26 protein-coding genes and 1 pseudogene are annotated in these 26,115 nt (G+C 40.0%); 13 read left to right on the plus strand and 14 right to left on the minus strand.

All coding sequences use genetic code 11. The features are described from left to right. Position 1: 1 nt before the first annotated feature. Both EGS71_RS21010 and EGS71_RS21015 read right to left on the minus strand, forming a co-directional pair. Complete coding sequence (locus EGS71_RS21010) at positions 2-880, minus strand: SDR family oxidoreductase (protein WP_000432325.1); 879 nt, start codon at positions 878-880, stop codon at positions 2-4. Positions 881-1,021: 141 nt separating this feature from the next. After that, positions 1,022-1,435, minus strand: coding sequence for a DUF6367 family protein (locus EGS71_RS21015; protein WP_000983537.1), 414 nt, complete (start codon positions 1,433-1,435; stop codon positions 1,022-1,024). 484 nt (positions 1,436-1,919) lie between these two features. Between EGS71_RS21015 and EGS71_RS22900 the strand changes: the two genes are divergently transcribed. Then, on the plus strand, positions 1,920-3,152 hold the full coding sequence (locus EGS71_RS22900) for a KGG domain-containing protein (protein ID WP_000024215.1): 1,233 nt from the start codon (positions 1,920-1,922) through the stop codon (positions 3,150-3,152). A gap of 60 nt (positions 3,153-3,212) precedes the next feature. Here EGS71_RS22900 and EGS71_RS21025 read toward each other — a convergent pair whose 3' ends face one another. Beyond that, complete coding sequence (locus tag EGS71_RS21025) at positions 3,213-3,449, minus strand: hypothetical protein (RefSeq protein WP_000795915.1); 237 nt, start codon at positions 3,447-3,449, stop codon at positions 3,213-3,215. Positions 3,450-3,731: 282 nt separating this feature from the next. On the opposite strand from EGS71_RS21025, the gene EGS71_RS21030 reads away from it, so the two are divergent. Beyond that, positions 3,732-4,343 carry a LexA family protein gene (locus EGS71_RS21030; RefSeq protein ID WP_001124835.1) on the plus strand — a complete coding sequence of 204 codons (612 nt, stop codon included), beginning with the start codon at positions 3,732-3,734 and terminating at the stop codon, positions 4,341-4,343. Between the two features lie 70 nt (positions 4,344-4,413). On the opposite strand, the gene EGS71_RS21035 is transcribed toward EGS71_RS21030, so the two are convergent. Further along, complete coding sequence (locus EGS71_RS21035) at positions 4,414-5,025, minus strand: LysE family translocator (RefSeq protein ID WP_000885224.1); 612 nt, start codon at positions 5,023-5,025, stop codon at positions 4,414-4,416. A gap of 156 nt (positions 5,026-5,181) precedes the next feature. Between EGS71_RS21035 and EGS71_RS21040 the strand changes: the two genes are divergently transcribed. Continuing rightward, a complete protein-coding gene (locus EGS71_RS21040) occupies positions 5,182-5,637 on the plus strand; it encodes an Lrp/AsnC family transcriptional regulator (RefSeq protein ID WP_000376215.1) in 456 nt (151 codons plus the stop codon). 56 nt (positions 5,638-5,693) lie between these two features. Here the strand turns inward: EGS71_RS21040 and EGS71_RS21045 are convergent, their stop codons facing one another. Next, entirely contained in the window at positions 5,694-7,310 is a 1,617-nt protein-coding gene (locus EGS71_RS21045; protein WP_000116432.1) for a purine-cytosine permease family protein, read from the minus strand. 195 nt (positions 7,311-7,505) lie between these two features. Here EGS71_RS21045 and EGS71_RS21050 point away from each other — a divergent pair, with 195 nt between their 5' ends. Together EGS71_RS21050 and EGS71_RS21055 are read left to right on the plus strand one after the other, a co-directional pair. Then, complete coding sequence (locus EGS71_RS21050; RefSeq protein ID WP_000115395.1) at positions 7,506-10,970, plus strand: ATP-binding protein; 3,465 nt, start codon at positions 7,506-7,508, stop codon at positions 10,968-10,970. Beyond that, entirely contained in the window at positions 10,967-11,926 is a 960-nt protein-coding gene (locus tag EGS71_RS21055; RefSeq protein ID WP_000107134.1) for a response regulator transcription factor, read from the plus strand. The genes EGS71_RS21050 and EGS71_RS21055 overlap by 4 nt, the downstream gene beginning before the upstream one ends. Positions 11,927-11,972: 46 nt before the next feature. Here EGS71_RS21055 and EGS71_RS21060 read toward each other — a convergent pair whose 3' ends face one another. Together EGS71_RS21060 and EGS71_RS21065 are read right to left on the minus strand one after the other, a co-directional pair. After that, entirely contained in the window at positions 11,973-13,043 is a 1,071-nt protein-coding gene (locus EGS71_RS21060; protein ID WP_002009271.1) for an alpha/beta hydrolase, read from the minus strand. A gap of 45 nt (positions 13,044-13,088) precedes the next feature. Then, a complete protein-coding gene (locus EGS71_RS21065) occupies positions 13,089-13,565 on the minus strand; it encodes a cyclophilin-like fold protein (protein WP_000179387.1) in 477 nt (158 codons plus the stop codon). A gap of 285 nt (positions 13,566-13,850) precedes the next feature. On the opposite strand from EGS71_RS21065, the gene EGS71_RS21070 reads away from it, so the two are divergent. Continuing rightward, positions 13,851-14,741, plus strand: coding sequence for a LysR family transcriptional regulator (locus tag EGS71_RS21070; protein ID WP_000608483.1), 891 nt, complete (start codon positions 13,851-13,853; stop codon positions 14,739-14,741). Here the strand turns inward: EGS71_RS21070 and EGS71_RS21075 are convergent. Next, complete coding sequence (locus EGS71_RS21075) at positions 14,719-15,924, minus strand: MFS transporter (protein WP_000093900.1); 1,206 nt, start codon at positions 15,922-15,924, stop codon at positions 14,719-14,721. The two genes, EGS71_RS21070 and EGS71_RS21075, sit on opposite strands and share 23 nt — an antisense overlap. A gap of 262 nt (positions 15,925-16,186) precedes the next feature. Between EGS71_RS21075 and EGS71_RS21080 the strand changes: the two genes are divergently transcribed. Continuing rightward, a complete protein-coding gene (locus EGS71_RS21080) occupies positions 16,187-16,471 on the plus strand; it encodes a GNAT family N-acetyltransferase (protein WP_001025680.1) in 285 nt (94 codons plus the stop codon). 108 nt (positions 16,472-16,579) lie between these two features. Here EGS71_RS21080 and EGS71_RS21085 read toward each other — a convergent pair whose 3' ends face one another. Beyond that, positions 16,580-16,693, minus strand: coding sequence for a hypothetical protein (locus EGS71_RS21085; protein ID WP_085944081.1), 114 nt, complete (start codon positions 16,691-16,693; stop codon positions 16,580-16,582). Between the two features lie 64 nt (positions 16,694-16,757). Here EGS71_RS21085 and EGS71_RS21090 point away from each other — a divergent pair, with 64 nt between their 5' ends. The 5 genes from EGS71_RS21090 to EGS71_RS21110 all read left to right on the plus strand — a co-directional run bounded on the left by EGS71_RS21090 (position 16,758) and on the right by EGS71_RS21110 (position 20,646). Continuing rightward, a complete protein-coding gene (locus EGS71_RS21090) occupies positions 16,758-17,417 on the plus strand; it encodes an amino acid ABC transporter permease (RefSeq protein ID WP_001104467.1) in 660 nt (219 codons plus the stop codon). Beyond that, the gene (locus EGS71_RS21095) at positions 17,407-18,072 is read left to right on the plus strand and encodes an amino acid ABC transporter permease (RefSeq protein WP_000418069.1); all 666 of its coding nucleotides are present in this window, start codon (positions 17,407-17,409) and stop codon (positions 18,070-18,072) included. The genes EGS71_RS21090 and EGS71_RS21095 overlap by 11 nt, the downstream gene beginning before the upstream one ends. Before the next feature lie 2 nt (positions 18,073-18,074). Beyond that, positions 18,075-18,806 (plus strand): amino acid ABC transporter ATP-binding protein, encoded by a 732-nt coding sequence (locus EGS71_RS21100; protein WP_001130360.1) that lies wholly within the window; start codon positions 18,075-18,077, stop codon positions 18,804-18,806. Positions 18,807-18,836: 30 nt separating this feature from the next. Continuing rightward, complete coding sequence (locus EGS71_RS21105; RefSeq protein ID WP_000476785.1) at positions 18,837-19,697, plus strand: transporter substrate-binding domain-containing protein; 861 nt, start codon at positions 18,837-18,839, stop codon at positions 19,695-19,697. Between the two features lie 82 nt (positions 19,698-19,779). Next, the gene (locus EGS71_RS21110; RefSeq protein WP_000209982.1) at positions 19,780-20,646 is read left to right on the plus strand and encodes a cysteine ABC transporter substrate-binding protein; all 867 of its coding nucleotides are present in this window, start codon (positions 19,780-19,782) and stop codon (positions 20,644-20,646) included. Positions 20,647-20,696: 50 nt separating this feature from the next. On the opposite strand, the gene EGS71_RS21115 is transcribed toward EGS71_RS21110, so the two are convergent. Beyond that, complete coding sequence (locus tag EGS71_RS21115) at positions 20,697-20,816, minus strand: hypothetical protein (protein ID WP_001990052.1); 120 nt, start codon at positions 20,814-20,816, stop codon at positions 20,697-20,699. Positions 20,817-20,892: 76 nt separating this feature from the next. Beyond that, complete coding sequence (locus tag EGS71_RS21120; RefSeq protein WP_002009175.1) at positions 20,893-21,828, minus strand: LysR family transcriptional regulator; 936 nt, start codon at positions 21,826-21,828, stop codon at positions 20,893-20,895. 91 nt (positions 21,829-21,919) lie between these two features. On the opposite strand from EGS71_RS21120, the gene EGS71_RS21125 reads away from it, so the two are divergent. Next, positions 21,920-22,558 carry a LysE family translocator gene (locus EGS71_RS21125; RefSeq protein ID WP_000267778.1) on the plus strand — a complete coding sequence of 213 codons (639 nt, stop codon included), beginning with the start codon at positions 21,920-21,922 and terminating at the stop codon, positions 22,556-22,558. Positions 22,559-22,642: 84 nt separating this feature from the next. Here EGS71_RS21125 and EGS71_RS22850 read toward each other — a convergent pair. From EGS71_RS22850 to EGS71_RS21135, 3 genes and pseudogenes are all read right to left on the minus strand, one after another. After that, a pseudogene (locus tag EGS71_RS22850) lies at positions 22,643-22,769 on the minus strand (hypothetical protein). Between the two features lie 429 nt (positions 22,770-23,198). Then, entirely contained in the window at positions 23,199-25,160 is a 1,962-nt protein-coding gene (locus EGS71_RS21130; RefSeq protein WP_000211585.1) for a family 2A encapsulin nanocompartment cargo protein cysteine desulfurase, read from the minus strand. After that, positions 25,135-26,067, minus strand: a complete 933-nt coding sequence (locus tag EGS71_RS21135; RefSeq protein WP_001107594.1) for a family 2A encapsulin nanocompartment shell protein — start codon at positions 26,065-26,067, stop codon at positions 25,135-25,137. The genes EGS71_RS21130 and EGS71_RS21135 overlap by 26 nt, the downstream gene beginning before the upstream one ends. Positions 26,068-26,115 lie beyond the last annotated feature (48 nt).

Here is a 26,115-nt window from a genome sequence, read left to right on the forward strand (position 1 = left end):
ATTAGCCATTAACAATTTGACCGCCATTTACATGAATAACCTGACCAGTAATATAACTTGCATCATCTGAGGCAAGGAAAAGGTAAGCAGGGGCGACTTCACTTGGCTGACCCATTCTACCCATTGGGGTATCTTTACCAAACTTTTCGACAGTCTCGGCATCGAAACTACTTGGAATAAGGGGAGTCCAGATTGGGCCTGGTGCAACACCATTTACACGAATACCTTTTTTCTGCTTCATTAAATTGTTCGATAGACTACGAGTAAAAGAGGTAATTGCACCTTTAGTACTTGCATAGTCAATCAACTCATCATGACCTTGGTAACTGGTAATACTGGTGGTGTTAATAATGCTATCACCTTCCTCCATATAAGGAATGGCTTCTTTGGTTAAATAAAACATGGCAAAAATATTTGTTTTAAATGTTTTTTCTAATTGTTCATTACTAATACTTTCAATTTCTTTTTGTTGATATTGCACACCCGCATTATTCACTAAAATATTAATTTTCCCAAAATGCTGTAAAACCTTATCAATATTTTGTTTTGCAAGGTCTGGATCGGAAATATCACCTTTTAATAAAAGACATTGTTGTCCTTCCTTTTCAATAAGCTGTTTAGTAATTTCGGCATCTTGGTCTTCTTCAAGGTACAGTACAGCAATATCGGCACCTTCACGGGCAAATAGTACGGCAACTGAACGGCCTATACCGCTATCACCACCGCTAATGACGGCAACTTTGCCTTTTAGTTTTTCACTGCCTTTGTGGGATGCTTTAATAATTTCTGGTTCAGGATGCATTTTCTCCTGATCACCTGGTTGATGAGGTTGAACTTGTGCAGGAACTTCTGATGGATACTGATTCGTTGTATTTTCCATGTCTAGACTACCTCTATTTAATTTTCAGTCCCTCTATATTGGTTAATTTGCACGTGAATATGAGTAAATAGTCTTTTTTAAAAAGTTGTCTTTGTTATTTTATATATAAGGATGTAAAAAAATATAACATATCAAGTTAGGTTAGATAATATCCAATAACTTAACCTTGTTTTTATCAATCATACTTTCAACAATTGATCGATTACCTGTATCATTTAGCCAATTTTCTATAGGTATATAATTAGATAAATCTAAAATTTCTTTTATTACTGTTTCCGCTTCGACTATATTTTTTAAGTCATCTTTATTTTTACTGTTTTTAAAAACTGTATTATCTAGTAATTTTTTTATATCTTCCGTTTCAATATTTTTTGATTTAATAATATACAAGTCTCTCTGAAAAGGATGGCTTGCGTGAGGCGGGTCTAATCTATAGCTCCATTCTTGGTTATAATCTTGCCAAGAATTTTTTATTTGAATATTACTGAGTAAAATTTCAGGTACAGAAATATGAATATATTGTAGCGTTGAGTGTGTATGAATAGGTTGCATCATTCTTTTCTCACAAATATTATATGTTAATTTTAAATCTTGATTTTAATCACTCAAGTAAAGTTTTTATGTAAAAGTAATAGTTTATGTTATTGTTTTTAAATAATTTTAATTATATTTTAGGTTTGTTTCTTCAATAGTGAAGATGTTTTTGTTTTTTATTGATTTGTACGTTATGAAAGTTTGTGTTATTTAGCCTGAATTTTTAAATGCATTTGTAAAAATATATTGTTATGTAGGTTTGAGTAATAATAAGTATGGTGAGTATTTAAAAAGTAAAATTAGCTAATAATTTATAAATATTTTAACTAAGGAAATCTTTATTTAAATAATGAAGTTAGAGTTTTTATTTGAAATTTAAATTATATACATTTAAAAAGATTGAAACATAGCATGGGTATAAAAATAATTTAAATCTCTTATCTTAAATTTATCCGTTCAATAAAAGCGGTAGCGACTTATAATTTTAATATAGGAAGATATAACTATGGCTAATACTAGATATGAAGATGATAACAATAGTTCAGGTACTTCAAATCGTGGATTTGCAAGTATGGATCCTGAAAGAGTCAGAGAAATAGCCAGTAAAGGTGGGCGAGCTGCACATGCCAGTGGCAATGCGCATGAATTTACTTCAGAAGAAGCTCGTGAAGCTGGCCGTGCTGCACATGCCAGTGGTAACGCACATGAATTTACCTCAGAAGAGGCCCGTGAAGCTGGTGCTTTAAGTCATAAAAACGATGATCGTAATGGTCGTGGTCGCAGCCGTTATGATGACGACGAAGATGATGACCGCGGCCGTTCAAGCGGTCGAGGCCGTGGCCGCAGTCGTTATGATGATGACGACGAAGATGATGATCGCGGTCGCTCAGGCGGTCGAGGCCGTGGTCGCGGTCGTGATGATGACGACGAAGATGATGATCGCGGTCGTTCAGGTGGCCGAGGCCGTGGCCGCAGTCGTGATGACGACGATGAAGATGATGATCGCGGTCGTTCAGGTGGCCGAGGTCGTGGTCGCAGCCGCCGTGATGATGACGATGAAGATGATGATCGCGGTCGTTCAGGCGGTCGAGGTCGTGGCCGCAGCCGTGATGATGACGATGAAGATGATGATCGCGGTCGTTCAGGTGGCCGAGGTCGTGGTCGCAGCCGCCGTGATGATGACGATGAAGATGATGATCGCGGTCGTTCAGGCGGTCGAGGTCGTGGTCGCAGCCGTCGTGATGACGACGATGAAGATGATGATCGCGGTCGCTCAGGTGGCCGAGGTCGTGGTCGCAGCCGTTATGATGACGACGATGAAGATGATGACCGTGGCCGTTCAGGTGGCCGAGGCCGTGGTCGCAGCCGTCGTGATGACGACGATGAAGATGATGATCGCGGTCGTTCAGGTGGACGAGGTCGTGGTCGCAGCCGTTATGATGACGACGATGAAGATGATGACCGTGGCCGTTCAGGCGGTCGAGGTCGTGGTCGCAGCCGTCGCGACGATGATGACGAAGATGATGACCGTGGTCGTTCAGGTGGCCGAGGCCGTGGCCGCAGTCGTTATGATGACGACGATGAAGATGATGATCGCGGTCGTTCAGGTGGTCGAGGTCGTGGTCGCAGCCGTCGTGATGACGACGACGACGATGATGACCGCCGTGGCCGTTCAGATGGTCGTGGTCAGAACTCTCGTAATCAAAAACGCGATGCTTATGGACGCTTTACGTCTTAAGCAAACAGTTTTTGAGAATAAAGGAGGCATTATGCCTCCTTTATTTTTATTATTTTAAACTTATGAATGGGTAAGGGGATGTAAGCCTTTTACAATATCTGTGAATTCTGAGCCATTTAACCAAAATGATTTCTTTAAAAATAGTGTCGTCATAATACTTTCGGCTGCTTCACTTTCCGGATTTTCACAGAAAATTCCATAGCTTTCGCCTAATACCGCATCATTTTCAATAAGACGGATATAGTAGGCATGTTGTTCATCTGCATAACCTAAAACTGCATCACGTTGATTTTTCATTTCGCATGTCTCCATACCAAAAACTGAATCTAACTCATATTTAAGTGTTCAGAATTTCATTGATAAAAATCAAAACAGTCAGTAATAAGGACTATTTCACAATAGGTTTTGATTCTCTTCAACTTACCATTTCCGTTTTAACATCCCTGTTAAAAGCAAAATGGATTAAAATCTGATCATGAAATTTATTGTTATGCAAAAAAAATATTTCGTCAACTTGAAAATGTAACTTTTTCAAGCTACATTGTTTGTGTAGGATTTGAACGGTGAAATGGAGGAGATATGCCAAAGAAGAAAGAATTCGAGCATGGCGGTGCACGGGAAAACGCCGGCCGTAAAGCACAGTTCAATGAACCCACTAAAGTGATTCGTGTTCCTGAATCTCAAGTCAACTTTATCAAAAATTGGTTACTGAATAATGTCAAAACCGATCACCAGACAGATTTCACTTCAAAACTAAAGATACAGCAGGTCCATCCGAACAACGATAAAATTTACCACATTCCTTTGGCGACAGAACGTGTTGCTGCGGGTTTCCCATCACCAGCGCAAGACGATATAGAGCAAGCTCTTGATTTAAATGAATATTTGATTAGAAATGAAAATGCTACGTTTATTGTGAAAGCCAATTCGTTGTCTATGTTAGATGCCGGAATTGATATTGATGATCCGCTTATTGTGGACCGTAGTATTCCTGCTAAATCGGGCGATATTGTGATTGCACTTATCGACAATGATTTCACTGTGAAGCGCTTAATGATTGATACCCAATTTCAACCCCCTAAAGTGTGGCTAAAAGCAGAAAATCCTGATTATCAAAATATTTATATTGAAGAGGGGCAAGAACTGGTGATTTGGGGAGTCGTGACCTATAACCTTAAACGAATGAGATAAATTTTTCTTATATTTATTATTTAAGTTACCGACCCGAAAAGTGAGTCAGTAACTTTTTCCTAAATGACTTTTAAATTTGTCCAATCAATAAACATGTTGCGATAACAACCATCAAACCGCCCGAAAAACGGCCCACTAACTGTGCTGCTTGTGGTCTGGTTTTCAAAATAGCCTCTGAACCATAACCCACCATTAAGTAAATAATCGCGCAGCTAATCATGTGCACAACACCGAAGGCAAGAATCTGTGTAGTTACGGACCATGAAGCAGTCGTGTCAATAAATTGAGGAAGCAGGGCTAAAAAGAGCAAAAAAACTTTCGGGTTTAATCCACTCACGTAAACGCCTTTGGTTGCCCAACTTAACCATGACTGAGCCTTTTCAGAATCAGACTCGTTCGGAGTTGGAGGGGTAAGTAATAAGTTTATTCCCATCCATAGCAAATAAGCAGAACCTGCAATTGTTAGGATCATCAGAGCAGTTGGGTTATTTGCTACAAGCAGACCAACACCAGCCGCTACCAATAAAATCGTAATAAAGTGCCCGAATAGCATACCTGCAACAGCGGGGACGACGACTTTACCCTTAATACCTGCGGAAATGGCGTAGGCCCAGTCTGCCCCTGGCGTAATAATAAAAAGAATGGAGACACTCCAAAATGCAATAAAAATGTTAAAAGCCATATGCTTATCTCGGCAAACTATTTTCCAAAGGTTTCGCCCGTGGTTTAGAAAAAATCCCTATTTATTCGAGCTTGTTGAAAATAATATGCTCATGTATTTAGAATGTGCTTTTAAATGTTTGCTCATATCACATACATTTGGGGTAAATTTTTCTAAATGGATCGCACGGATAAAAAGATTCTTGCTGAATTGCAATTAAATGGCCGATTATCTATCACTGAGTTGGCAGAAAAAGTTGGTTTGAGCATTTCACCTTGTCACAGACGAGTGAAGGCTTTAGAAGAGTCGGGAGCTATCAAAGGCTATCGGGCAGAACTTGACCCAAACTTAGTCGGTTTTGAGTTTTCAGCGATTGTTTTTATTACGCTTAAAGAAGGCGATAAACAGGCAGTTGAGAAGTTTGAAAATGCCGTGATTGAGATTCCGCAAATTATTCAGGCACAGCGTTTGTTTGGTGAACCTGACTATTTACTCCATGTTGTTGCTAGAGATTTACCAGCTTTTCAGCGTTTATATGACGAAAAATTATCTGCTATTCCAAGTGTGCAACGGCTCATCTCAACCATTGTGATGAAAGATGTGGTGCCTGAGCGTTTATTTCCTATTGGCTAAATCATCAGATGTAAAAAAAGAAGCTTTAAAGCTTCTTTTTTAATTGGTAAAGGGGGCTAAGCGTCGAGTGTTTTACACAAAGAACAAATTGTACCGTTATGTTTGTGAGAGAACATAATATCTGGACGCTCATAGCCTTGCTCACATACGCGGCAGTGATAAACAGTTGCTACTGGTGTACCTTCAGCATCGTAACGTGGTTCTTTAACGCCGTCATCGTGTGACTTGATGTAGTATTTTCCTTTGGTTAATAGGCCCATGATTGGTGTTAGTACAAAGGCAAGTACAAGTGCAATAATTGGAGAGTAAGGTGCTAAGAAACTACCCAATAATCCGAAGAATGCTGCAATCGATAAACCTGCTGATACAAGGAAGGCAACCATACCGACAGGGTTTACGTTGTAGAGCATGTCACGACGGTATTCCGGTTCTTTTGGTGAAAGTTTTAAAACATATTTGTTGATTGAGATGTCTGTTGCAACCACCACCACCCAAGCAATTGCAAAGTTTGAATAGAATCCTAAGATTTTACCCAGTACCGCAAACATGTTGCCTTCCATCAAAGCAAGTGCAATTGCCAAGTTTACAATCACAAAGACAATACGACCAGGATAATGTTTGCTAATACGAGTGTAGGCACTTGTCCATGCAAGGGAACCAGAGTAAGCATTGGTCACATTAATTTTAATTTGAGAAATAACCACCAAAATAACCGCAAGTGTTAAAGCCGCCCAGCCCGGAAGCATGTCATGAAACGCCGCATTAAACTGTTGAACAGGTTCAGTGCTGTTTACGCCCGGTATTTTAGTGAGTAAATAGAAACCTAAAAATGCCCCAATAATTTGTTTAATCGCCCCTAAAATCACCCAGCCCGGACCTGCTGAAATAACTGCAGCCCACCATGCTTTGCTATTTTCTTTTGTTTTTGCAGGCATGAAGCGTAGGTAGTCAATTTGCTCACCGATTTGCATAATTAGGGATAAGCATATACCCGCACCAAGCATGATCGCTGCCATATCTACAGGTGCAAAACCTTCATGACCTGTAAAAGTTGCAAACTGGCTAACTAAGGTAGGTTCTTGGTAAATCAGATAGGCCACAGGACCAATCATTAGAACGAGCCAAAGTGGGGTAGTCCAGACTTGTAATTTACTTAAAGCTTTCATGCCGTAAATGACGAGTGGAATGACCATAACGGTTGAGATGAGGTAACCTGCCCAAAGCGGAATGCCTAAACCGAGCAATAACCCTTGCGCCATGATTGAACCTTCAAGGGCAAAGAAAATAAAGGTGAAACTGGCGAAAATGATACTGGTTAGGACCGAACCGATATAACCAAAACCTGCACCGCGGGTAATCAAGTCAAGGTCGATGTTATAGCGAGCTGCGTAGTAGGCTAAAGGAATGCCGGTTAAGAAGATAATAATCGCTGCAAATAAAATGGAGAAAACAGCATTGGTTGTTCCATAAGACATACCAATACTGGCACCAATAGAAAAGTCAGCAAGATAGGCAATACCACCAAGTGCAGTAATAGCAACAACTTTGGGACTCCAGCGCCGAAAGCTGTGTGGAGCATAACGTAAAGTATAATCTTCTAAGGTTTCATTCACTGCTTTTTGTGAATCTGTACCTTGCACAGTGTCCAGATTTGGATGTTCAGATACACTCATAACATCAATCTCCCAATCATTTTCGGTCAATCAACACAAATATTGATCATTGTTTTTTGATGGTTTTGAGTGTGTGATTTTTGGGGAAAATTGAAAATACGTTATTTTGCGTATATGTGCGTATTAGAAAAAATCGCCATGATAAATGACTTTTGGCATAAGGATTGCTGGGTTTAATGCAGCCACATGCCAAACATGAGTGTTATGCCAGATTCTTCACGCCCCCAACAAGCGCCACAACGTGTGATCAAAACACGCCGTGAATATAATATTTGGGTGGCAGATGAAAGTATCGAAGATTATGCGCTTCGCTATGCACCTACCTCAGTACGAAAATGGTCGCCTTGGACGGTAACTAATACCGCAATCTCGACCGTTAGCTTTTTGGCTATGGAAGCCATTGGGGCGACCATGCTTTGGCAGTATGGCTTTAGCAATGCATTATGGGCAGCAATTGTCGTATGTACCATTATATTTTTAACCAGTTGGCCGATTAGTTACTACGCCGCAAAATATAATGTAGATGTTGATTTGCTTACTCGTGGTGCAGGTTTTGGCTACATTGGCTCGACCATTACATCTCTGATTTATGCCAGCTTTACCTTTATTTTGCTTGCATTTGAAGCCGCAATTATGGCGATGGCACTTGAGCTGGCCTTAGGCATTCCGCAAGTTATTGGTTACTTAATTTCTGCCTTAGTGATTTTGCCTTTAGTGGTCAAAGGCATTGGTTTTATTAACAAAGTTCAGGCAGTCACTCAGCCAATCTGGCTCTTATTGCTGTTATTACCGTGGTTTTTTGTACTTTGGAAACAACCACAAATTTTAAGTAGTAGTCTGCATTTTGTTGGGGCAGTTTCAAACTCGACCGATTTTAATCTGTATTACTTTGGTGCGGCGTGCACTCTTATTTTTTCATTTGTGATCCAAATTGGTGAGCAAGCCGACTATTTACGTTTCTTACCGCAAAAAGAAAAGAATAGAACTGCATGGCGTTTTGCCGTTTTTTTAGGTGGTCCGTCATGGATTATTTTCGGATTTCTAAAAGTTTTGATGGGCATGCTACTGATGGTGTTGGCTTTTCAGCTGTTTACTCCTGTCTCTGAACTAGACAATCCTACATATTTGTATTGGGTTGCCTATCAACAATTTATTCCAAATCCTCAGCTAGCGTTAATATTGACTCTAGCACTGGTTTGCTTGGCGCAAATTAAAATTAATATGACCAATGCCTACGCTGGTTCATTGGCATGGTCTAACTTTTTTGCGCGCTTAACTCATAGCCATCCGGGACGAATTGTCTGGCTTCTTTTTAACGTGTTTATTGCCATTGTTTTGATGGAAATGGGCATTAGCCATGCGGTTGAACGCATTTTGGGGCTATATAGCAATATCGCTTTGGCATGGATTGGTGCCGTTGTTGCCGATTTAATTATCTGTAAACCTTTAGGTTTAAGCCCGAAAGGAATTGAATTTCGTCGTGCTTACTTATATGACATCAACCCCGTAGGCGTGGGCGCTTTACTGATTGCTTCAGTGTTATCGATGCTGAGCTATTTGGGCTTTTTCGGATTGATGGCGAAAGGTTTAGCAAGTTTCATTGCTTTGGGGAGTGCGGTTTTATGCGTTCCTATTATTGCTTACCTAACCAAAGGCAAATATTACATTGCACGCCAGCCTGAAAAAATTCAGGCGACGTCGGTTGCTAACTGTGTGGTATGTGAACGGGATTATGAGCTTGCTGATATGGCGGGCTGCCCAGCCTATAACGGTACGATTTGCTCTCTATGCTGTTCACTTGAAGCCCGCTGTCACGATTTATGTAAACCCGATGCACGTTGGTCAGTTCAGCTCAAAAAAGCCATCTGGCACTATTTACCAGAACGTTGGGCTAGCCGTTTAAATAGCAGGGTCAGTTTGTATTTATTACTGACTTTAGGGTTGTCTATTGTTTTGGCAGTGAGTTTAAGTCTGGTTTATATCCAAGAAAAAACCTATTTAGAAACCATTAATGCCGCAGCCGTTCCGCAGTTATTTACACTGTTTGTAAAAATTTACACCATTTTATTTTTATTGATGAGTGTTGCAGCATGGTGGTTAGTACTAAACGATGAAAGCCGACGTAATGCCGAAATCGAAACGCATCAGCAAACAGCATTATTGATTGATGAAATTGCTGCCCATGAAGTCACTTCAAAAGACTTACAAGACGCCAGAATAGCAGCAGAACGGGCCAATGATGCAAAAAGCCGTTATGTCATTGGCATTAGCCATGAATTACGAACGCCTCTAAATAGTATTTTGGGCTATAGCCAATTACTTCAAAAACAAGAACAACTCTCTGAACAAGGCAAAATGGCGCTCGGGGTGATTAGCCGTAGTGGGCAGCATTTGACTTCACTCATTGACGGTTTACTAGATTTAGCACGCATTGAAACAGGCAAGATTTCTTTAAATGTAGTGGATGTGCATTTCCCCAATTTTATTGAACAGATTATTCAAATGTTTCAGCCACAGTTTGAACAGAAGAATTTACAGTTTGTTTATGAAATTGGAGATAACTTACCGCACTACGTTCGTACCGACAAAAAACGCTTAGAGCAAGTGCTCATCAATTTACTGGGCAATGCTTTAAAGTTTACGACAAGCGGCACAATTACTTTAAAAGTCGAATACCGTTTTCAAACGGCTTATTTTGAAATTAGAGATACGGGCTGTGGTATTGCAGAGGCAGATTTAGAGCGAATCTTTAACCCGTTTGAACGGGGCAGCAATGTAGTACAAGGTGGATTTACCGGAACAGGGCTAGGCCTACCTATTGTAAAATTGTTGGTCGATTTACTCGGTGGACAGCTATCTGTGACTAGTCAGCTCAATCAGGGTTCACAATTTAAGATTAAGTTTTACTTACCTTCAAAAGAAGTGGTTCATCCGATTTCTAATGTTTACTCCAACCAAATTACAGGCTATCAAGGCGAACGAAAACGAATTTTGGTTGTCGATAATGAAGCGGTGGACCGAGGATTAGTTGCTAATTTTCTCAAACCTTTGGGATTTATGATTGAAGAAGCCGAGTCGGGCATTGATTGTTTAAGACGTGTACCTATTTTTCAGCCGAACCTGATTTTGATGGATTTAAATATGCCTTTGATGGGCGGGTGGGAAACTGCGCGTTTGTTACGTCAGAATAATATTACCAATGTGCCGATCTTAATTATTTCGGCCAATGCAGGCGAGCGTGAAGTCAACCCACAAGATGCGGTCTTAAGTGAAGACTTTATGTTAAAACCAATCGATCTCAATTTATTGCTGAGTAAAATTGGAGACAAGTTGGGCTTGGTGTGGATTGATTCCAAATCAGAGACACTCCTTGAAAATAATGAAGTTCAAGCACTCGATTTAAATATATATAAGCAAGAGCAAGCTGCTGTTCATACACCAATTCAACGACCAGAAAATAATGATCTGCTTGATTTACCGCAAAGCTTGCAACAGTTAAATGATTTAATTGGACAGGGGTACATTCGAGGAATTCAACAGGCTTTAATGCAATGCCGTCAAAATTTTCCAGAGCATAATGAGTTATGGGAACAGCTTGAACAGGCTATTCAAAAGTTTGATTTAAAACACGCGCAACGATTAATTCAGGATAAGCAATGAGTACGCAACATGTTTCTTTTCAGCAAGCTTCGCCAAATGAGCAGGCTGTTATTCTGATTGTAGATGATGTGCCGGAAAATTTAGGCTTGCTACATGAGAGTCTGGATCAGGCAGGTTATCGCGTACTTGTCACAACCGATGGGTTAAGTGCAATTGAAATAGCACACCGATGCTTACCGGATATGATTTTGCTTGATGGCAATATGCCACATATGGATGGTTTTGAAAGTTGTATACAGCTTAAAGCGAGCCCAATTACGCAGTTTATTCCCGTCATTTTTATGACAGGTTTGTCTGAGACAGAGCATATTGTGCGTGGTTTTCAGGTCGGCGGGGTGGACTATGTAACCAAGCCACTGAATATTGAAGAAGTATTAGCAAGAGTAAAAACACATTTGGCACATGCCAAACTATTGCAACAACAAAAACAGGTCATTGATGCAACGGAAACAGCCATTCTTGCGCTAGATGTTCACGGTAAAATTGTGTGGAAAACCCAAAAGGCTAGTGATCTACTAAATCAATATTTACCTGAATTAGAAGGCTTTGAAGCAGGTTTAAAAGCTTGGTTTTCAGATTTAGAACATGAAAAAGACTCCAAAAAATTAACCAGCTGTTCTTATTCAACACCATCTCAGCAATTACAGCTTTTATTGCTTACGCCGTGGGAGAATGAGCCAAGTGTGGCAAAAAATTATCTTATTCAGATAAAAACCTCTACACCAGCTTTGGAAATGGCTGATATTTTGAAATATTGCCCGCAGTTGACTCAACGTGAGGCAGAAGTCATGCACTGGTTGTTGTTAGGAAAAACCAATAAAGACATTGCAGAAATTTTGGAGCTGAGTCCACGGACAGTGAATAAACATTTAGAGCATGTTTTTGAAAAACTTTGTGTTGAAAACCGAACTGCTGCCGTGGCGCATATTAATAGTTTGGTGCAAGAGTTTCATTAAGTTAATTAAAAAGCTAGAGGCCCGTGTTGAGCCTCTATCATCTGTATTACTTCAAGTTTTGTTTAAAGAAACTGGTTAATTTATTAAATGGAATGAGATCGACCCGATCATATAAATCAACATGTCCAGCGCCTTTAACGTAATAAAGCTCTTTAGGTTGGCCTGCGAGCTTATAAGCTTCTTCACTAAACTCTTTTGAATGAGCCTGATCACCTGTAATAAACAACATCGGACGTGGTGAAATCGTTTCAATGTCGTTAAATGGGTAGAAGTTTAAAAATTTGACATTACTTGTGAGCGTTGGGTGAGTTGTAAGCTCTCTCGATGAGCCTTTAGGCGTATATTCTCCGCGTGGAGTACGATAAAAGTCGTAAAATTCACGTTGAATAGGGTGTGTATCTGCTGTTAGCTCATGCGTAGTTCCGCTGGTATATTTGGTTTCACCACCTTTAAATTCAATGTAACGCTGTGCAGCGGCTTCTGCAACAATTTGCTTTCTCTGCTCTAGGGTTTGTGAGTGACGTAAGCCATTGCGGTTTGCTGCGCCCATATCATACATGCTGACAGTTGCTATCGCTTTCATACGCGGATCAATTTTTGCTGCACTAATGACAAAACTCCCACTTCCACAAATACCCAGTACACCAATATTATTAGGATCAATGAAAGATTGTGTTCCCAAATAATCTACAGCGGCACTAAACGCTTCTGCATAAATGTCTGGTGCCACAACATTTCTTGGTTGGCCCGCGCTTTCACCCCAAAATGATTGATCAATTGCTAAGCTCACAAAACCTTGTTCAGCCAGTTTTTGTGCATAAAGCATAGAGCTTTGCTCTTTTACAGCCCCCATAGGGTGACCAATTATAATTGCAGGGGCTTTAGTCTTTTTATTCAAATTTTTGGGAATAACCAGATTGCCGACAATATCCATGTTGTATTGATTTTTAAAAGTCACTTTTTGAATAGTCACTTGCTGACTTTGATAAAAATTATTTGCACCATTAGACATATCGGCCGCCATAGCTGAAGTTGAAGAAAATAGACCAATAGTTGCTGCACAAATTGCAACCACTGTATGGGTTTTAAGCTTTTTAAATAAGGGAGATGTCGTCATAAATACCTCAACTTAAACAATGTGAATGAGTGAATAGATAGATGCTTATTCGATTTGGGAAATTGAAATTTTGATGGGTTGTTTTTGCTTGAATGCGTGGGGAATAGCATCAAGTTTCCCAAGAAAAATGAGGCCATTCGCGTAACCAACAGCTGAGTCTTTATAGAAAAAAGCCAGATTACCCCACGGAGCATAATAGGTAAGATCACCAGCCTTGCCCGCATAACCATCAGGCGCGTTTTGTGTAGTTAGCTTGGTGGGTAGATCGGCTATTTTTTCGGTAGCGTCATAATCTTTAAGTGTTAATGTCAGTGGAAGCTGTTTGATAAAATCTTCAACAGTAGGTGTTATAGCTAATGTGGCAAATAGTGGTTGCTGTGTTCCATCAATATCAATACGGATTTTCATCATCGATACCCTTTGTTGATTTTTACCTTGAGGCTTTATTGCATAAGAAGCGGAAGTCACTGAGAACAAAAAACATAGGCTGACTAAGCCTTTAAAAAACTTATAACTAGCCATATCAACTCACCTCGCTTCTTTAAGAAAAAGCACATAAATGCAATGAAGCTATTTATTCTTTAACGTAAAGATATGAGTGGAATTTATTAATTTTTTACAATAATAAAATGACTCATAATAATCGCCTCAGTTTATTTAAATCTTCATATTTACTGCTTGATATGGATTTTAACGAATCTTCTTTTTAATAATTAGTCTAAAAAACAAACATGGACTTATGAGTAATATTCATGAATGGTTTTATCCTTTATAATGAGGTTGACTCCCCAATAAGAGATAAAGCAGATGATAAATAAAGAAAACTATAATGATCTTTATGCTTTTTTAATGGTGGCAAGAGAGGGTAGTTTTACTAAGGCTGCTGGGAAAATGGGAATTTCACAATCTGCGCTGAGCCATACGATTCGGGGTTTAGAAGAACGTTTGGGAATGTTGCTCCTGACCAGAACTACACGTAGTGTTTCACCTACAGCAGCAGGCGAAAGGTTGAAACAAACAATTAGTGCTAGCTTCGATCAGATTGATAATGAATTATCCCTTTTAACTTCATTTCGAGACCAACCCGCTGGTACAGTTCGGATTAATGCTAGCAGCCATGCGATACGGGAAGTGCTGATTCCAAAACTTAAAAAGATTGCTGGTGTTTATCCTGATGTACAAGTAGAAGTGACTGCCTATAGCGGCATGGTCGATATTGTGGCAGAACGCTTTGATGCTGGCGTTCGTTTCGGAAGCCGCGTAGCTGATGGCATGATTGCAGTACGCATTAGTCCAGATGTCAAAATGGCGGTAATAGCAACACCAGCATATTTTGAACAATATGGAATTCCTCATACTCCTAAAGATTTAATCAATCATCAATGTATTGGCTATCGTTTAACGACCCAAGGCAGCGTGTATGCGTGGGAATTTGTGAAAGATGGTCAAGAAACAAAAGTTAAAATTCAGGGGCAATGGATATTTAATGAAAGCTACGATATCGTCGAGGCGGTTAGAGCTGGATTTGGACTGGCTTATATTCCCGAAGATTTGATTCGAGAAGATTTAAAAGAGGGGAAGCTGATTCAAGTTTTGGAAGAGTACAGTATCCAGTTTCCCGGATACCATTTGTACTATCCACATCGCAGACAACTTTCACCTGCATTACGGTTGGTTATTGATGTGTTACGTGAGTAGCATTCCGCCATGTAATATAAGCAGTAATCGCGCCAAATAGCAAAACAGTTGCGCTCATATAGAACGTGGCGCTATAGCCATGTAAGTCATATAACAACCCACCTATAGTTGCACCTAAAGTAATTGCAAATTGAATAATCGCAACCATCAAACCACCACCAATTTCGGCATCTTGATGTAGTGTTTGGGCAAGCCATGTATTCCACGCAACAGGTGCCGACGTTCCAATAAAGCCCCAGAAACCCATCAATATGGCAACAAACCATAAATGCTCACCACCAAATACAAAAGCTCCAGCAATCACTGCCATGATCAATGGAATAAGAATCAGATAACGATAAACATGTTGGTGGAGAATTAAACTAATTACAAATGTACCCACTAAACCTGCTAAACCCAATATTAATAATAAAATGGATAGCATTGTCGCATCGACATGAGTAACAGTTTCTAGAAATGGGCGTAGATAGGTAAATAGCGCAAATTGGCCCATAAAGAGTAATAAAATTCCGGTCATCCCATAAAGTACAATTGGGCGTTTTAGTAAAGCAAATGGATTTTTAGATTTCTCAGCTGACAATATTGCAGGAAGAGAGGGCATACTTTTAAATTGCCAAATAAGTGCAACAATCGCGATAGGAACAATACAGAAAAAAGCGCCACGCCAGCCAATAATTGAACCCAAAAAGCTTCCTAATGGTGCTGCAATTGTGGTGGCTAGCGCATTTCCGCCATTTAATAAACCGAGTGCTTTAGGTACTGAAAGCGGAGGAACGAGTCGCATGACAATTGATGTCGACATTGCCCAAAAACCACCAATAACTACGCCTAAGATTGCACGACCCAACATAAACAAAGCCGCAGAATGGGCAAATGTAATGACTATGCCAGAGACAATCATCAGTAGGGTGAGTAATAAAATGATATGACGTCGGTCCAATGCCTTAAATACACGGCTAATCGATAAGCTGGTAATAACAGCAAAAATACCAGAAATTGCGATTGCTTGACCCACTTGGCCTTCACTGATATTTAAATCTAAAGAGATGGGGGTAAGTAAACTTACAGGCATGAACTCAGATGCAATTAATACTGCACAGCAGAGCGACATTACAAAGACGGCACCCCAGGCAGGTGTTGAATGTTCATATGTGCTTTGCTCAATTTGATGAAAAGAAGACATAAAAGTTCCAATCTCAAAACCATTGAATTTTCATAAATGAAATGAATAAAATTTGGTCGCAGAGCTTAACAACAATGATTTGAGAGGATTAGACGCTGAATTACGAATAGAATTATGAATTTTATGCATGAATTGTATTTAAAAAGCATACAGACTCACTGCTAAAAATAGGCTATTTTTTTACAGTTAAATTTGTTCTTATAGATAAAGATATATAAAGTCATTTTTAAATAAATTTGAGTCGTAATACGAGGAATTCATTGTGAATATTCAACAAAAAGATGATACAAAACACGGCAGCTTTAGCTTACTTGATGGTGAAACCGTTGCAGGCGAAATGACTTATACATGGGCAGGCGAAAGCATGCTAATTATTGATGCCACAGATGTAAACGAAAATTATCGTGGACAAGGCGTAGGTCGCCAATTACTTGATGCTTTGGTAGCTTTTGTTCGCGAAAAAGACGTAAAAGTAATTCCACTTTGCCCATATGCAAAATCGGTTTTTGATAAAGACCCAAGCATTGGTGATGTACTTAGAAAATAAACAATAGATTAAAAATCATTTAATAAAAATCGGGCGTTGGTGTCCGATTTTTTTTATTGGTTTTATTACTCATCTTTGCTTTAGTGAACATGTTTTAAGCAGTTGTATTCAACTGATTTGAAGGTTTGCGATTGCCAAATCGAATTTATCAAACTTATAGAAAAGCTTATCTAATAAAAATAGTTTTAGACCAATTGGGAAAAAAATAAACTTGTTACACAAATATTTAATGGCTGACGAAAGCTAAATATTTATAACGTTTTAATATTATTTGTTGGAATTTTCCTTGAACTGGCAGTATATCCATAGTGTGTTGCCGCAATTTTTCTCTGCAACTTTGACCACGCTGAAAATTTCAATTATCAGCATTATTTTGGCGATTATTGTAGGGCTGATTTGCAGCATTTTAATCACATATCGCGTGCGGGTGCTAAATAGAATTGCCCAGTTCTATATTGAGTTATCTCGAAATACCCCTTTATTAATTCAACTGTTCTTTTTGTATTACGGTTTGCCAAAACTCGGTATCAAAATCGATGGTTTCACTTGCGGTGTGATCGGACTGACTTTTTTAGGTGGAAGCTATATGGCCGAAGCTTTCCGAGCAGGTTTGCAATCTGTGGCCAAAGGGCAGATTGACTCTGCAAAAAGTATTGGTCTACAACCGATTCAAATTTTTAGATATGTCATTTTCCCTCAAGCGCTTGCCATTTCAATTCCGGCAATAGGGGCAAATTGCCTATTTCTAATTAAAGAAAGTTCTGTGGTCAGTGCAATTGCTGTTGTTGAGCTGCTTTTTGTGACCAAAGACTTAATTGGCATGGACTATAAAACTACGGAAGCTTTGTTTTTACTCATCATGGCTTATCTGATTATTTTATTGCCCGTGTCTATTTTAACCAGTTATCTGGAGCACAAAAGTCGGAAGGTGAGCCATGGAACTTGATTATCTATTTCAAGCGAGTCACCTCGAACGTCTAATGTGGGGACTTTGGGCAACTGCAAAAATTGCATTTATTTCAGTGTTTTTCTCTGCAATTTTTGGCACAGTTTTCGGCGTCATTATGACTTCTAAAAACATAGTCGTTAAATCGCTGTGCCGCCTGTATCTAGAAGCCATTCGAATCATTCCAATTTTAGTTTTGCTATTTGTGTTTTATTTCGGCTTTGCGACATGGTTTAACTGGCAGTTTTCAGCAATGTGGGTATGCATTGTTGTATTTGTTTTATGGGGTACGGCAGAAATGGGCGATTTGGTTCGTGCAGCTATTACTTCAATTGACCAGCATCAACGTGATTCGGCCTATGCACTTGGACTCACCCATGTTCAAGCCTTGGTGTATGTCATTTTTCCGCAAAGTCTAAAACGAGTAACACCAGGCGCGATTAACTTATTTACCCGAATGGTGAAAACCAGCTCTTTGGCAGTCCTGATTGGTGTGGTTGAAGTCATTAAAGTTGGCCAGCAAATTATTGAAAACTCGCTGTTGACCGTGCCGAGTGCTTCTCTTTGGATTTATGGTTTTATTTTTATTTTGTATTTTCTGATTTGCTATCCCTTATCTCGTTTGGCGGCACATTTAGAAAAGGTCTGGGAGTAATTATGCCTTTGTTATCGATACAACAATTACAGAAATCATTTGCACAAAGTCATATTTTACAGGGCATTGATCTGGATGTAGAACAAGGAGAAGTGGTTGTTATTTTAGGTCCATCGGGTTGCGGTAAAAGTACCTTATTGCGCTGTATTAACGGCTTAGAACCGATTCAAGGTGGCGAAATTCGTTTAACTGGCTCAGGTGTGCTCGGTAAAGATGTGGACTGGACTAATGCTCGTCAAAAAATTGGTATGGTTTTTCAGAACTATGAGCTATTTGGGCATATGAACGTCATTGACAACATCTTGCTCGGACCACTCAAAGTACAAAAACGCCACCGCGATGAAGCAGAACAAGTTGCAGATGAGTTGTTAAAGCGCGTTGGACTGTTTGAGCGAAAATTAGATTATCCACGACAGCTTTCGGGTGGACAAAAACAGCGTATTGCCATTGTACGTTCACTGGTCATGCAACCTAAAGTCATTTTGCTTGATGAAATTACCGCTGCGCTTGATCCGGAAATGGTCAGGGAAGTGCTTGATGTGGTACTCAAGTTAGCGAATGAAGGAATGACCATGTTGATTGTGACACATGAGATGTCCTTTGCCCGCAAGGTTGCTGACCGCATTATTTTTATGGATAAGGGCAAGATTATTGAACAGGCTTCACCAGAAGAATTTTTTGAACAGCCAAAAACAGAACGAGCGAAAGCTTTCTTAAATATTTTGTCGTACTAAATTTTTATTATTTGAATCATGAGGAAGTGAATGTTTAAACGTAATTCAATAAAAATATTAAGCAGTCTTGCCGTTGCTGGGGTTTTATTAACTGCATGTAGTAAAACACCATCAACTGAACAGGCAAGTAATGCTCAAGCAGACCATTCTTTAGAACAAGTCAAAAAAAATGGGGTTTTACGCGTTGCCGTTTTTGCTGATGATCCGCCGTTTGGTTATGTAGATAGTGCGGGGAATAATCAGGGCTTTGATGTGGCTCTAGCAAAACGGGTGACTAAAGATTTGCTTGGTGATGAAAAGAAAGTTGAGTTTATTGTGACTGAAGCTTCAAATCGGGTGGAGTTTTTAAAATCAAATCGTGCCGATGTGGTGTTCGCGACATTTACAGTAACCCCTGAGCGTAAGGAGGTTGTCGATTTTGCCGAACCTTATTTAAAAGGGGCTTTTGGGATTGTCTCGCCTAAAGCCAAGCCGATTACTGACATTGCTCAATTAGAAGGTAAAACCTTAATTGTAAATAAAGGCACAAGTTCAGATACGTACTTTACCAAGCATTATCCAAAAGTGAATTTACTCAAGTTTGAAAGAAACTCGGATGCCTTTAAAGCCTTAACAGATGGTCGTGGTGACGCGATTTCACAAGATAGTACCTATGCTTTGGCATGGGCCGCGAAAAACCCAAGTTATGTTGCAGGTATACAGTCTATTGGTGATCAAGAGTTTATTGCACCGGCAGTTAAAAAGGGCAATACCCAATTATTGAATTGGCTCAATACTGAAATTAAGCAGCTCAGAACAAGCGGTGAAATCAAGAAAATTTATGATGAAACCTTGAAACCAATTTACGGTGACTCGGTCAATCCAAATGTGTTTTTAGATGTAGGCCAATAGTTTTCGATATCGCTAGAGCAGTGGCTAAAAGTAGGCGCTGCGATTCTAAATAAGACTTTTACAAGAACGATAGGGTGAAATAATGACAACATTAACATTTCAAAACGTGAAGCATATTTTAGCTGCCTCTTTACTGAGTTTAGGTTTAGTTGCATGTGATAAAGGAACTCAGTCTACTGAAAAAACGGCCGATACCACACAAACTACGTCAAGTATTGAACAGATCAAAAAGAATGGTGTGGTACGAATTGGCGTATTTAGTGATAAACCGCCGTTTGGATATTTAGATGCTCAAGGTAAAAACCAAGGCTTTGATGTAGAGATTGCCAAGCATGTTGCTAAAGATCTGCTGGGTGATGAAAACAAAGTTGAGTTCGTTTTAACTGAAGCAGCTAACCGTGTCGAATATTTAAAAGCCAATAAAGTAGATATTATTTTTGCAAACTTTACCGTTACACCTGAACGTAAAGAAGTGGTCGATTTTGCTAAGCCTTATCTAAAGGTTGCTTTGGGCGTAGTTTCTCCTAAAAGCCATCCGATTACTGATGTGGCTCAACTTAAAGATAAAACTTTGTTGGTAAATAAAGGTACAACGGCTGATTCATTCTTCACCAAGACTCATCCTGAAATTAAACTACAAAAATATGAGCAAAACACTGAAACTTTTGATGCTTTAAAAGATGGCCGTGGCGCTGCGCTTGCCCATGATAACTTGCTGGTTTTAGCTTGGGCTAAAGAAAATCCAAATTACACCGTTGGCATTACCAATTTAGGTGAGCAGGACTTAATTGCACCAGCAGTGAAAAAAGGCGATAAAGAGTTACTGGACTGGTTGAACCAAGACTTAGAGAAACTGGCAAAAGAAGGTGTGATTCATCAGGCTTATGAAAAAACGTTAAAACCAGTTTATGGTGATACGATTAATCCAAAAGATCTATTGGTTGAGTAATCGTGCTAATAACCTCTAATGATTAGAACTCTAGATAGTATTTACTCGAACTAAGATTCATCTACAGCCTGCCCATAATTTATAAAGGTAATGTTTTTGCAATATTTTTTATAGATGTAAACAGTGGTCAGGTTCTGTAGATGAGAAAGTTTTTTGGTTACTTTTTCCAAAAAAAAGTAACAGAATTAGCTGATTGCTTTAGAGATTAAAGGTAGGATTCAATCGTGCTAATTCTTTGACTTTATATTACTTTAACTTAAATAAAGTCGGCTCTGCTGCTAATTTATCTGCCAAATATTGAATCAACACACTCAATTTAGGCGGGACATGCCGTGTCGGTGGGTAGAGTAACCACAGCCCACCGCTATAATAGGTCTTAAAATACCAATCTGGTAAAACCTGAACTAAGGTACCTTGTTGTAGAGCATGGCGTGCAACGAAGTACGGCAAGCTCGCAATACCTAAATGCTGTAATGCAGCACTCAAACGCACACCCGTATGGTTTGCTGCATAACGGCCACGCACAGCCACACTGATCGATTTATTTCCTTGTTGAAATTTCCACTTTGAGTCACTGGCTTGTTCGCCCAAGTAAATACATTCATGCTGCTTTAAATCATGAGGATGGTTCGGTGTACCGTGCTTGGACAAATATTCAGGTGTAGCACAAACCAAGTGATCAATATCAATCAGCTTTCGACCCATAAGGCCACCTGGTGGTTGCTCTGTAATTCGAAGTGCTAAATCTACTCCATCATCAATCAGGTCTACATAGCGATCTTCTAAAAGCATTTGTATATCAATTTTCGGGTAGCGTTCTAAAAACTCGGGTAAATGCGGATGAATCATAAAATGTCCCACAGCTTTCGGAACACTCATACGAATAATACCTTCGGGTTCGACATGAAATTGGCCCGAACTTTCCATGACTGCTTGTGCAGCATTCACCATATCTAAACAACGTTGATAAACCTGTTGTCCGCTTTCACTTAAGCGAAGTTTCCGCGTAGTTCGATACAGTAAGCGGGTGCCTAAAGCACGTTCTAATCGAGCAATCGCGCGGCTCACAGCAGAAGGTGTTGTACCAAGCTGGCGTGCAGTTTCAGAAAAGCTTTCCGACTCGACAACCTTAACGAAGGTCGCCATTTCATTTAACAGAACCGGACTTTGATTTGTGCTCATGAGGCAAAAGTTATTTGGATTTTGACTAGATTATCGCGTTTAAAAAATCGCAATACAATCTTTTAGGTGATTTTCAGGAAACTAAATTGTTATGTGGCAGTTATATGGGCATGAGTTTTTAACGCTAGCTCTTATTCACTTTATGGCGGTGATTTTACCGGGACCAGATTTTGTGATTACGGTAAGACAAAGTGTACGTTATGGTTATTTGATTGGATGTCTGACTGCAATTGGTATTGGTGTCGGAATTTCAGTACATGTGTTTTATACACTTGTTGGTATTGGCTTTTTGATTCAGCAAAGCGAATGGCTCATGTCACTGATCAGAACAGTGGGGGCAGCTTACTTAGTGTATTTAGGATGGCAGTGTTTACGTAGCCAGCCGAATACTAATATTGAAATTAATGGCCAAGCAGGTAGTGACACGCCAAGTTTATTTAAAGCGTTTACCATGGGTTTTCTTACCAATGCGTTAAACCCCAAAGCCACTATCTTTTTTCTGGCAATTTTTACGACGATTGTAAGTACGACCACACCGATGAAAGTTCAGGTTTTTTATGGGATATGGATGTGTATGGTCAATGCTATCTGGTTTATGGTGGTGAGTGTACTGTTTGCACAGCCTATCGTACGTAAAAGATTTTTGGAGTTTGGGGTTTATTTTGAGAGGGTGATGGGAGTGTTGTTGATTGGGATTGCATTGAGATTGATTTGGAGTTTGTTTGTTTAATTGCCGTGAGTATTTAATGGGGGCAGAAGTACGATTTTAGATTGTATATAGTTTTTACGGCGTTCATACCAGTATTTGCTCGTGCTAAATTTCATCCACAGCCTGCCCATGATTTATAAAGATAATGTATTTGCAATATTTTTTGAAAAATGAAAACAGAGAACAGGTTCTGTGGATGAGAAAGTTTCTCTTGCGTGACGTTGTCACTCATTTTTTAAAAAAGTAATGGAATTAGCTACTTTCTTTGGAGATAAAACGGTAAGACTCCGCCGTGATAACCACTAATAATTTTTAGCTCAACCTAAAGTCATCTGCGAACTATTGCATAGCACGACAGAGTATTATCGCTTAAAGTTTTAATTTCTTCAGTCGCCTTCGGCTGGACTTACTTTGGTTTCGCTCAAAGTAAGCAAAAGCATTGTCATCTGCAAAACCTGTCGACTTATTTCATTTAACTAGTGTTTCACAGAAACAGAATCTTTTTGATGCTACGCAGGTTGCAGACGACTTTTGCTCGAGTAAATGTGGTGCTAGGACTATTTGAGTTTTAATAGTTTCCTCATTGAAAAATTGAATTTTAATGATGGCAAATTAATTATAAAAAAAGACCGCTCAAAAGCAGTCTTTTCTACAAATAGATTTAATTGCTACGCCTATTACGCGTCAGTTGATGTAACACTGACACCAATAAATCAATTTCTTCAGTCGTATTATAAAAAGCCAAAGACGGACGCACGGTTTGTTCTACACCAAAACGACGTAAAATTGGCTGTGCACAGTGGTGTCCAGAACGTACGGCAATGCCATGTTGATTTAAAGCTTTACCCACTTGTTCAGTTGAATAGCCTTGTAGGGTAAATGACATGACACTGGCTTTGTGATGCGCCGTTCCGATCAGACGTAAACCAGACACACTGCTCAGTGCATTTTGACCATATTCGAGTAGATCATGTTCATAGCGAGCAATGTTATGAATACCTAGACTCTCCACATATTCAAGTGCAGCACCTAAACCGACAGCATCGGCAATGTTTCCAGTTCCGGCTTCAAACTTGTTTGGTGCAGGTTGGTAAACTACTTGTTCGAAGGTGACATCCTGAATCATGTTACCGCCGCCTTCCCATACAGGCATGCTTTCTAGCAACTCTGGTTTGGCATATACCGCACCAATGCCCGTCGGCCCAAACACTTTATGTCCAGAAAATACAAAAAAGTCTGCATCAAGAGCTTGAACATCGGTTGGCATGTGCGAAACGGATTGAGCACCATCGACTAGCACGCGGATACCTTTTGCATGAGCGATTTTAATGACTTCAGCAACAGGTGTGACTGTGCCTAAAGCATTCGAAACTTGAGTAATCGATAGCAGTTTGGTGCGTTCATTAATCAGTTTTGGTAATTCTTCCAAAATGATTTGTCCCGTGTCATCGACAGGAATGACTCTTAATTTCGCTCCAGTTTTTTTAGTGAGTTGATACCAAGGCACAATATTGGCATGGTGTTCCAAGTGCGAAACAATAATTTCATCACCTTCGCCAATATTTTGCTCACCCCATGTTTTCGCAATCAGGTTAATCCCTTCCGTGGTGCCTCGAACAAAGATAATTTCTTTAGAAGAGGGTGCACCAATAAATCGGGCAACTACATTTCTTGCATGCTCATAGGCGTCGGTTGCACGAGCCGCTAACTCATGTGCAGCACGGTGAATGTTCGAGTTTTCATGCTGATAAAAATAAGCAATCCGGTCAATCACGCGCTGCGGTTTTTGTGTGGTCGCTGCATTATCAAACCAGACCAAAGGTCGACCGTTGACGCGTTCCTGTAAAATAGGAAAATTGCGACGTATGGCATGCACATCAAGTGGTTGAGCACTACTTGCTACAAAAGTGGGTTGTGATGGTTGATAGTGACTATAACTTTGTCCACTTTGAGGCAAGTCTAAAAAATAAAATGCAGAGCTTGCTGAACTTTGGGGAGGCGTGTTCGTTGCAAAACGATCTTCCGTCAGTAAGGACTTTAGCTGGTCACCATGTGGCAACTGAAAAGACTGTGCAACCGAATAATTATCTTCAACACCTTTAACAGATGGCTCTGCTGCATTGGGGACAGAAAAATCATTTAAAAAATAATAAGGTGATTCACCAGCACCCGTTGGTAAGTTCGGTTCAATGCGTGGCACATTGGGTTCACTATGAGCAGCTTGTGGCAAATGTGGTTCAAATGGTGGGCGTGGCAAATTAGCTCCACCCACCACAGGCGCAGACGCTACAATTCGGCGTTCAGGGTAGTCGGGCAAATTTGGAATATGTTCAGGATATTCCGGATTAAGACTTTTCTGAAAGGCGATATTGGGCGCACGACCACTGAGTGCAGAAAATGGTTCACCCGGTTGTGGTGGGTGCGGTGGTGCTCCGACAGGTAAATCCAAGTTAAGGCCCGATGGAGAAGCTGAATTGCTTGAGCTTGGCACTGCTAAAAAAAACTCATTAGCAAGTCGAGCAATGGTGGACTCATCGGGGAAGTTGGCTGGTGGGTTAGCACCAGTCACTTCAGGCCCCGTTGAACTACCTTGCAGATTACTTGTAGTTAACTGGGTAGTCATGATATTTGTCCACCTCCACATCATCTAACACTGCCAAAGCATCGTCTGTTAATACTGCAAGTGAGCAATATAACGAGATTAGATACGACGCAATCGCGTTACGGTTGATTCCCATAAAGCGTACTGAAAGCCCCGGTGACTGTTCACCCGCAAGACCCGGTTGGAACAAACCAACAATCCCCTGACGCTTTTCACCAACACGAAGCAGCAAGATTTTAGTTTTGCCATCTTCTACAGGAATTTTATTTGATGGAATGAGTGGAATTCCGCGCCATGTAATGAATTGCGAACCGAACAGACTAACCGTTGGAGGCGGTACACCACGGCGTGTACATTCACGGCCAAATGCTGCAATTGCATCAGGATGCGCTAGGAAAAATCCCGGTTCTTTCCAGACTTTACGTAACAAATCATCTAAATCATCTGGCGTAGGTGGGCCGTTTAGAGTCGAGATACGTTGGTCATCTGTCACACTTGCCAGTAAACCGTATTCAGGATTATTGATGAGCTCACTTTCTTGACGTTCTTTAATGGTTTCAATGGTTAAGCGAAGCTGTTCTTTAATTTGGTCGTGTGGGCTGCTGTAAAGATCAGCAACACGCGTATGCACATCTAAAACAGTAGATACACCATTTAAAAAGTATTCGCGTGGCTCAGGGTCATAATCAACAAAAGTCTGAGGTAAAGTTGCTTCATCACGTTGTGTACAAGCCACCTGAATATCATCGGTATTATTGACACGGTTTAGGCGATAAATACCTGCTTCAACAGGAATCCACTGAAGTAAGTGAGTCAGCCAGCGGGGAGTAATTGTAGAAAGCTGGGGAGCTGTTTTGGTTGCATTGGCCAGTTGACGGGCTGCATGGTCCCCAAGTGCAAGTTGGGCTTTATCTGTATTTTTCGCCATGAATCATTTTTCCTTATTACATTGGCTTTTTGAAAATAAAAATTCTAG

The sequence above is a fragment of the Acinetobacter sp. FDAARGOS_559 genome, from assembly GCF_003940475.1.
GTDB classification, from domain to species: Bacteria; Pseudomonadota; Gammaproteobacteria; order Pseudomonadales; family Moraxellaceae; genus Acinetobacter; species Acinetobacter baumannii.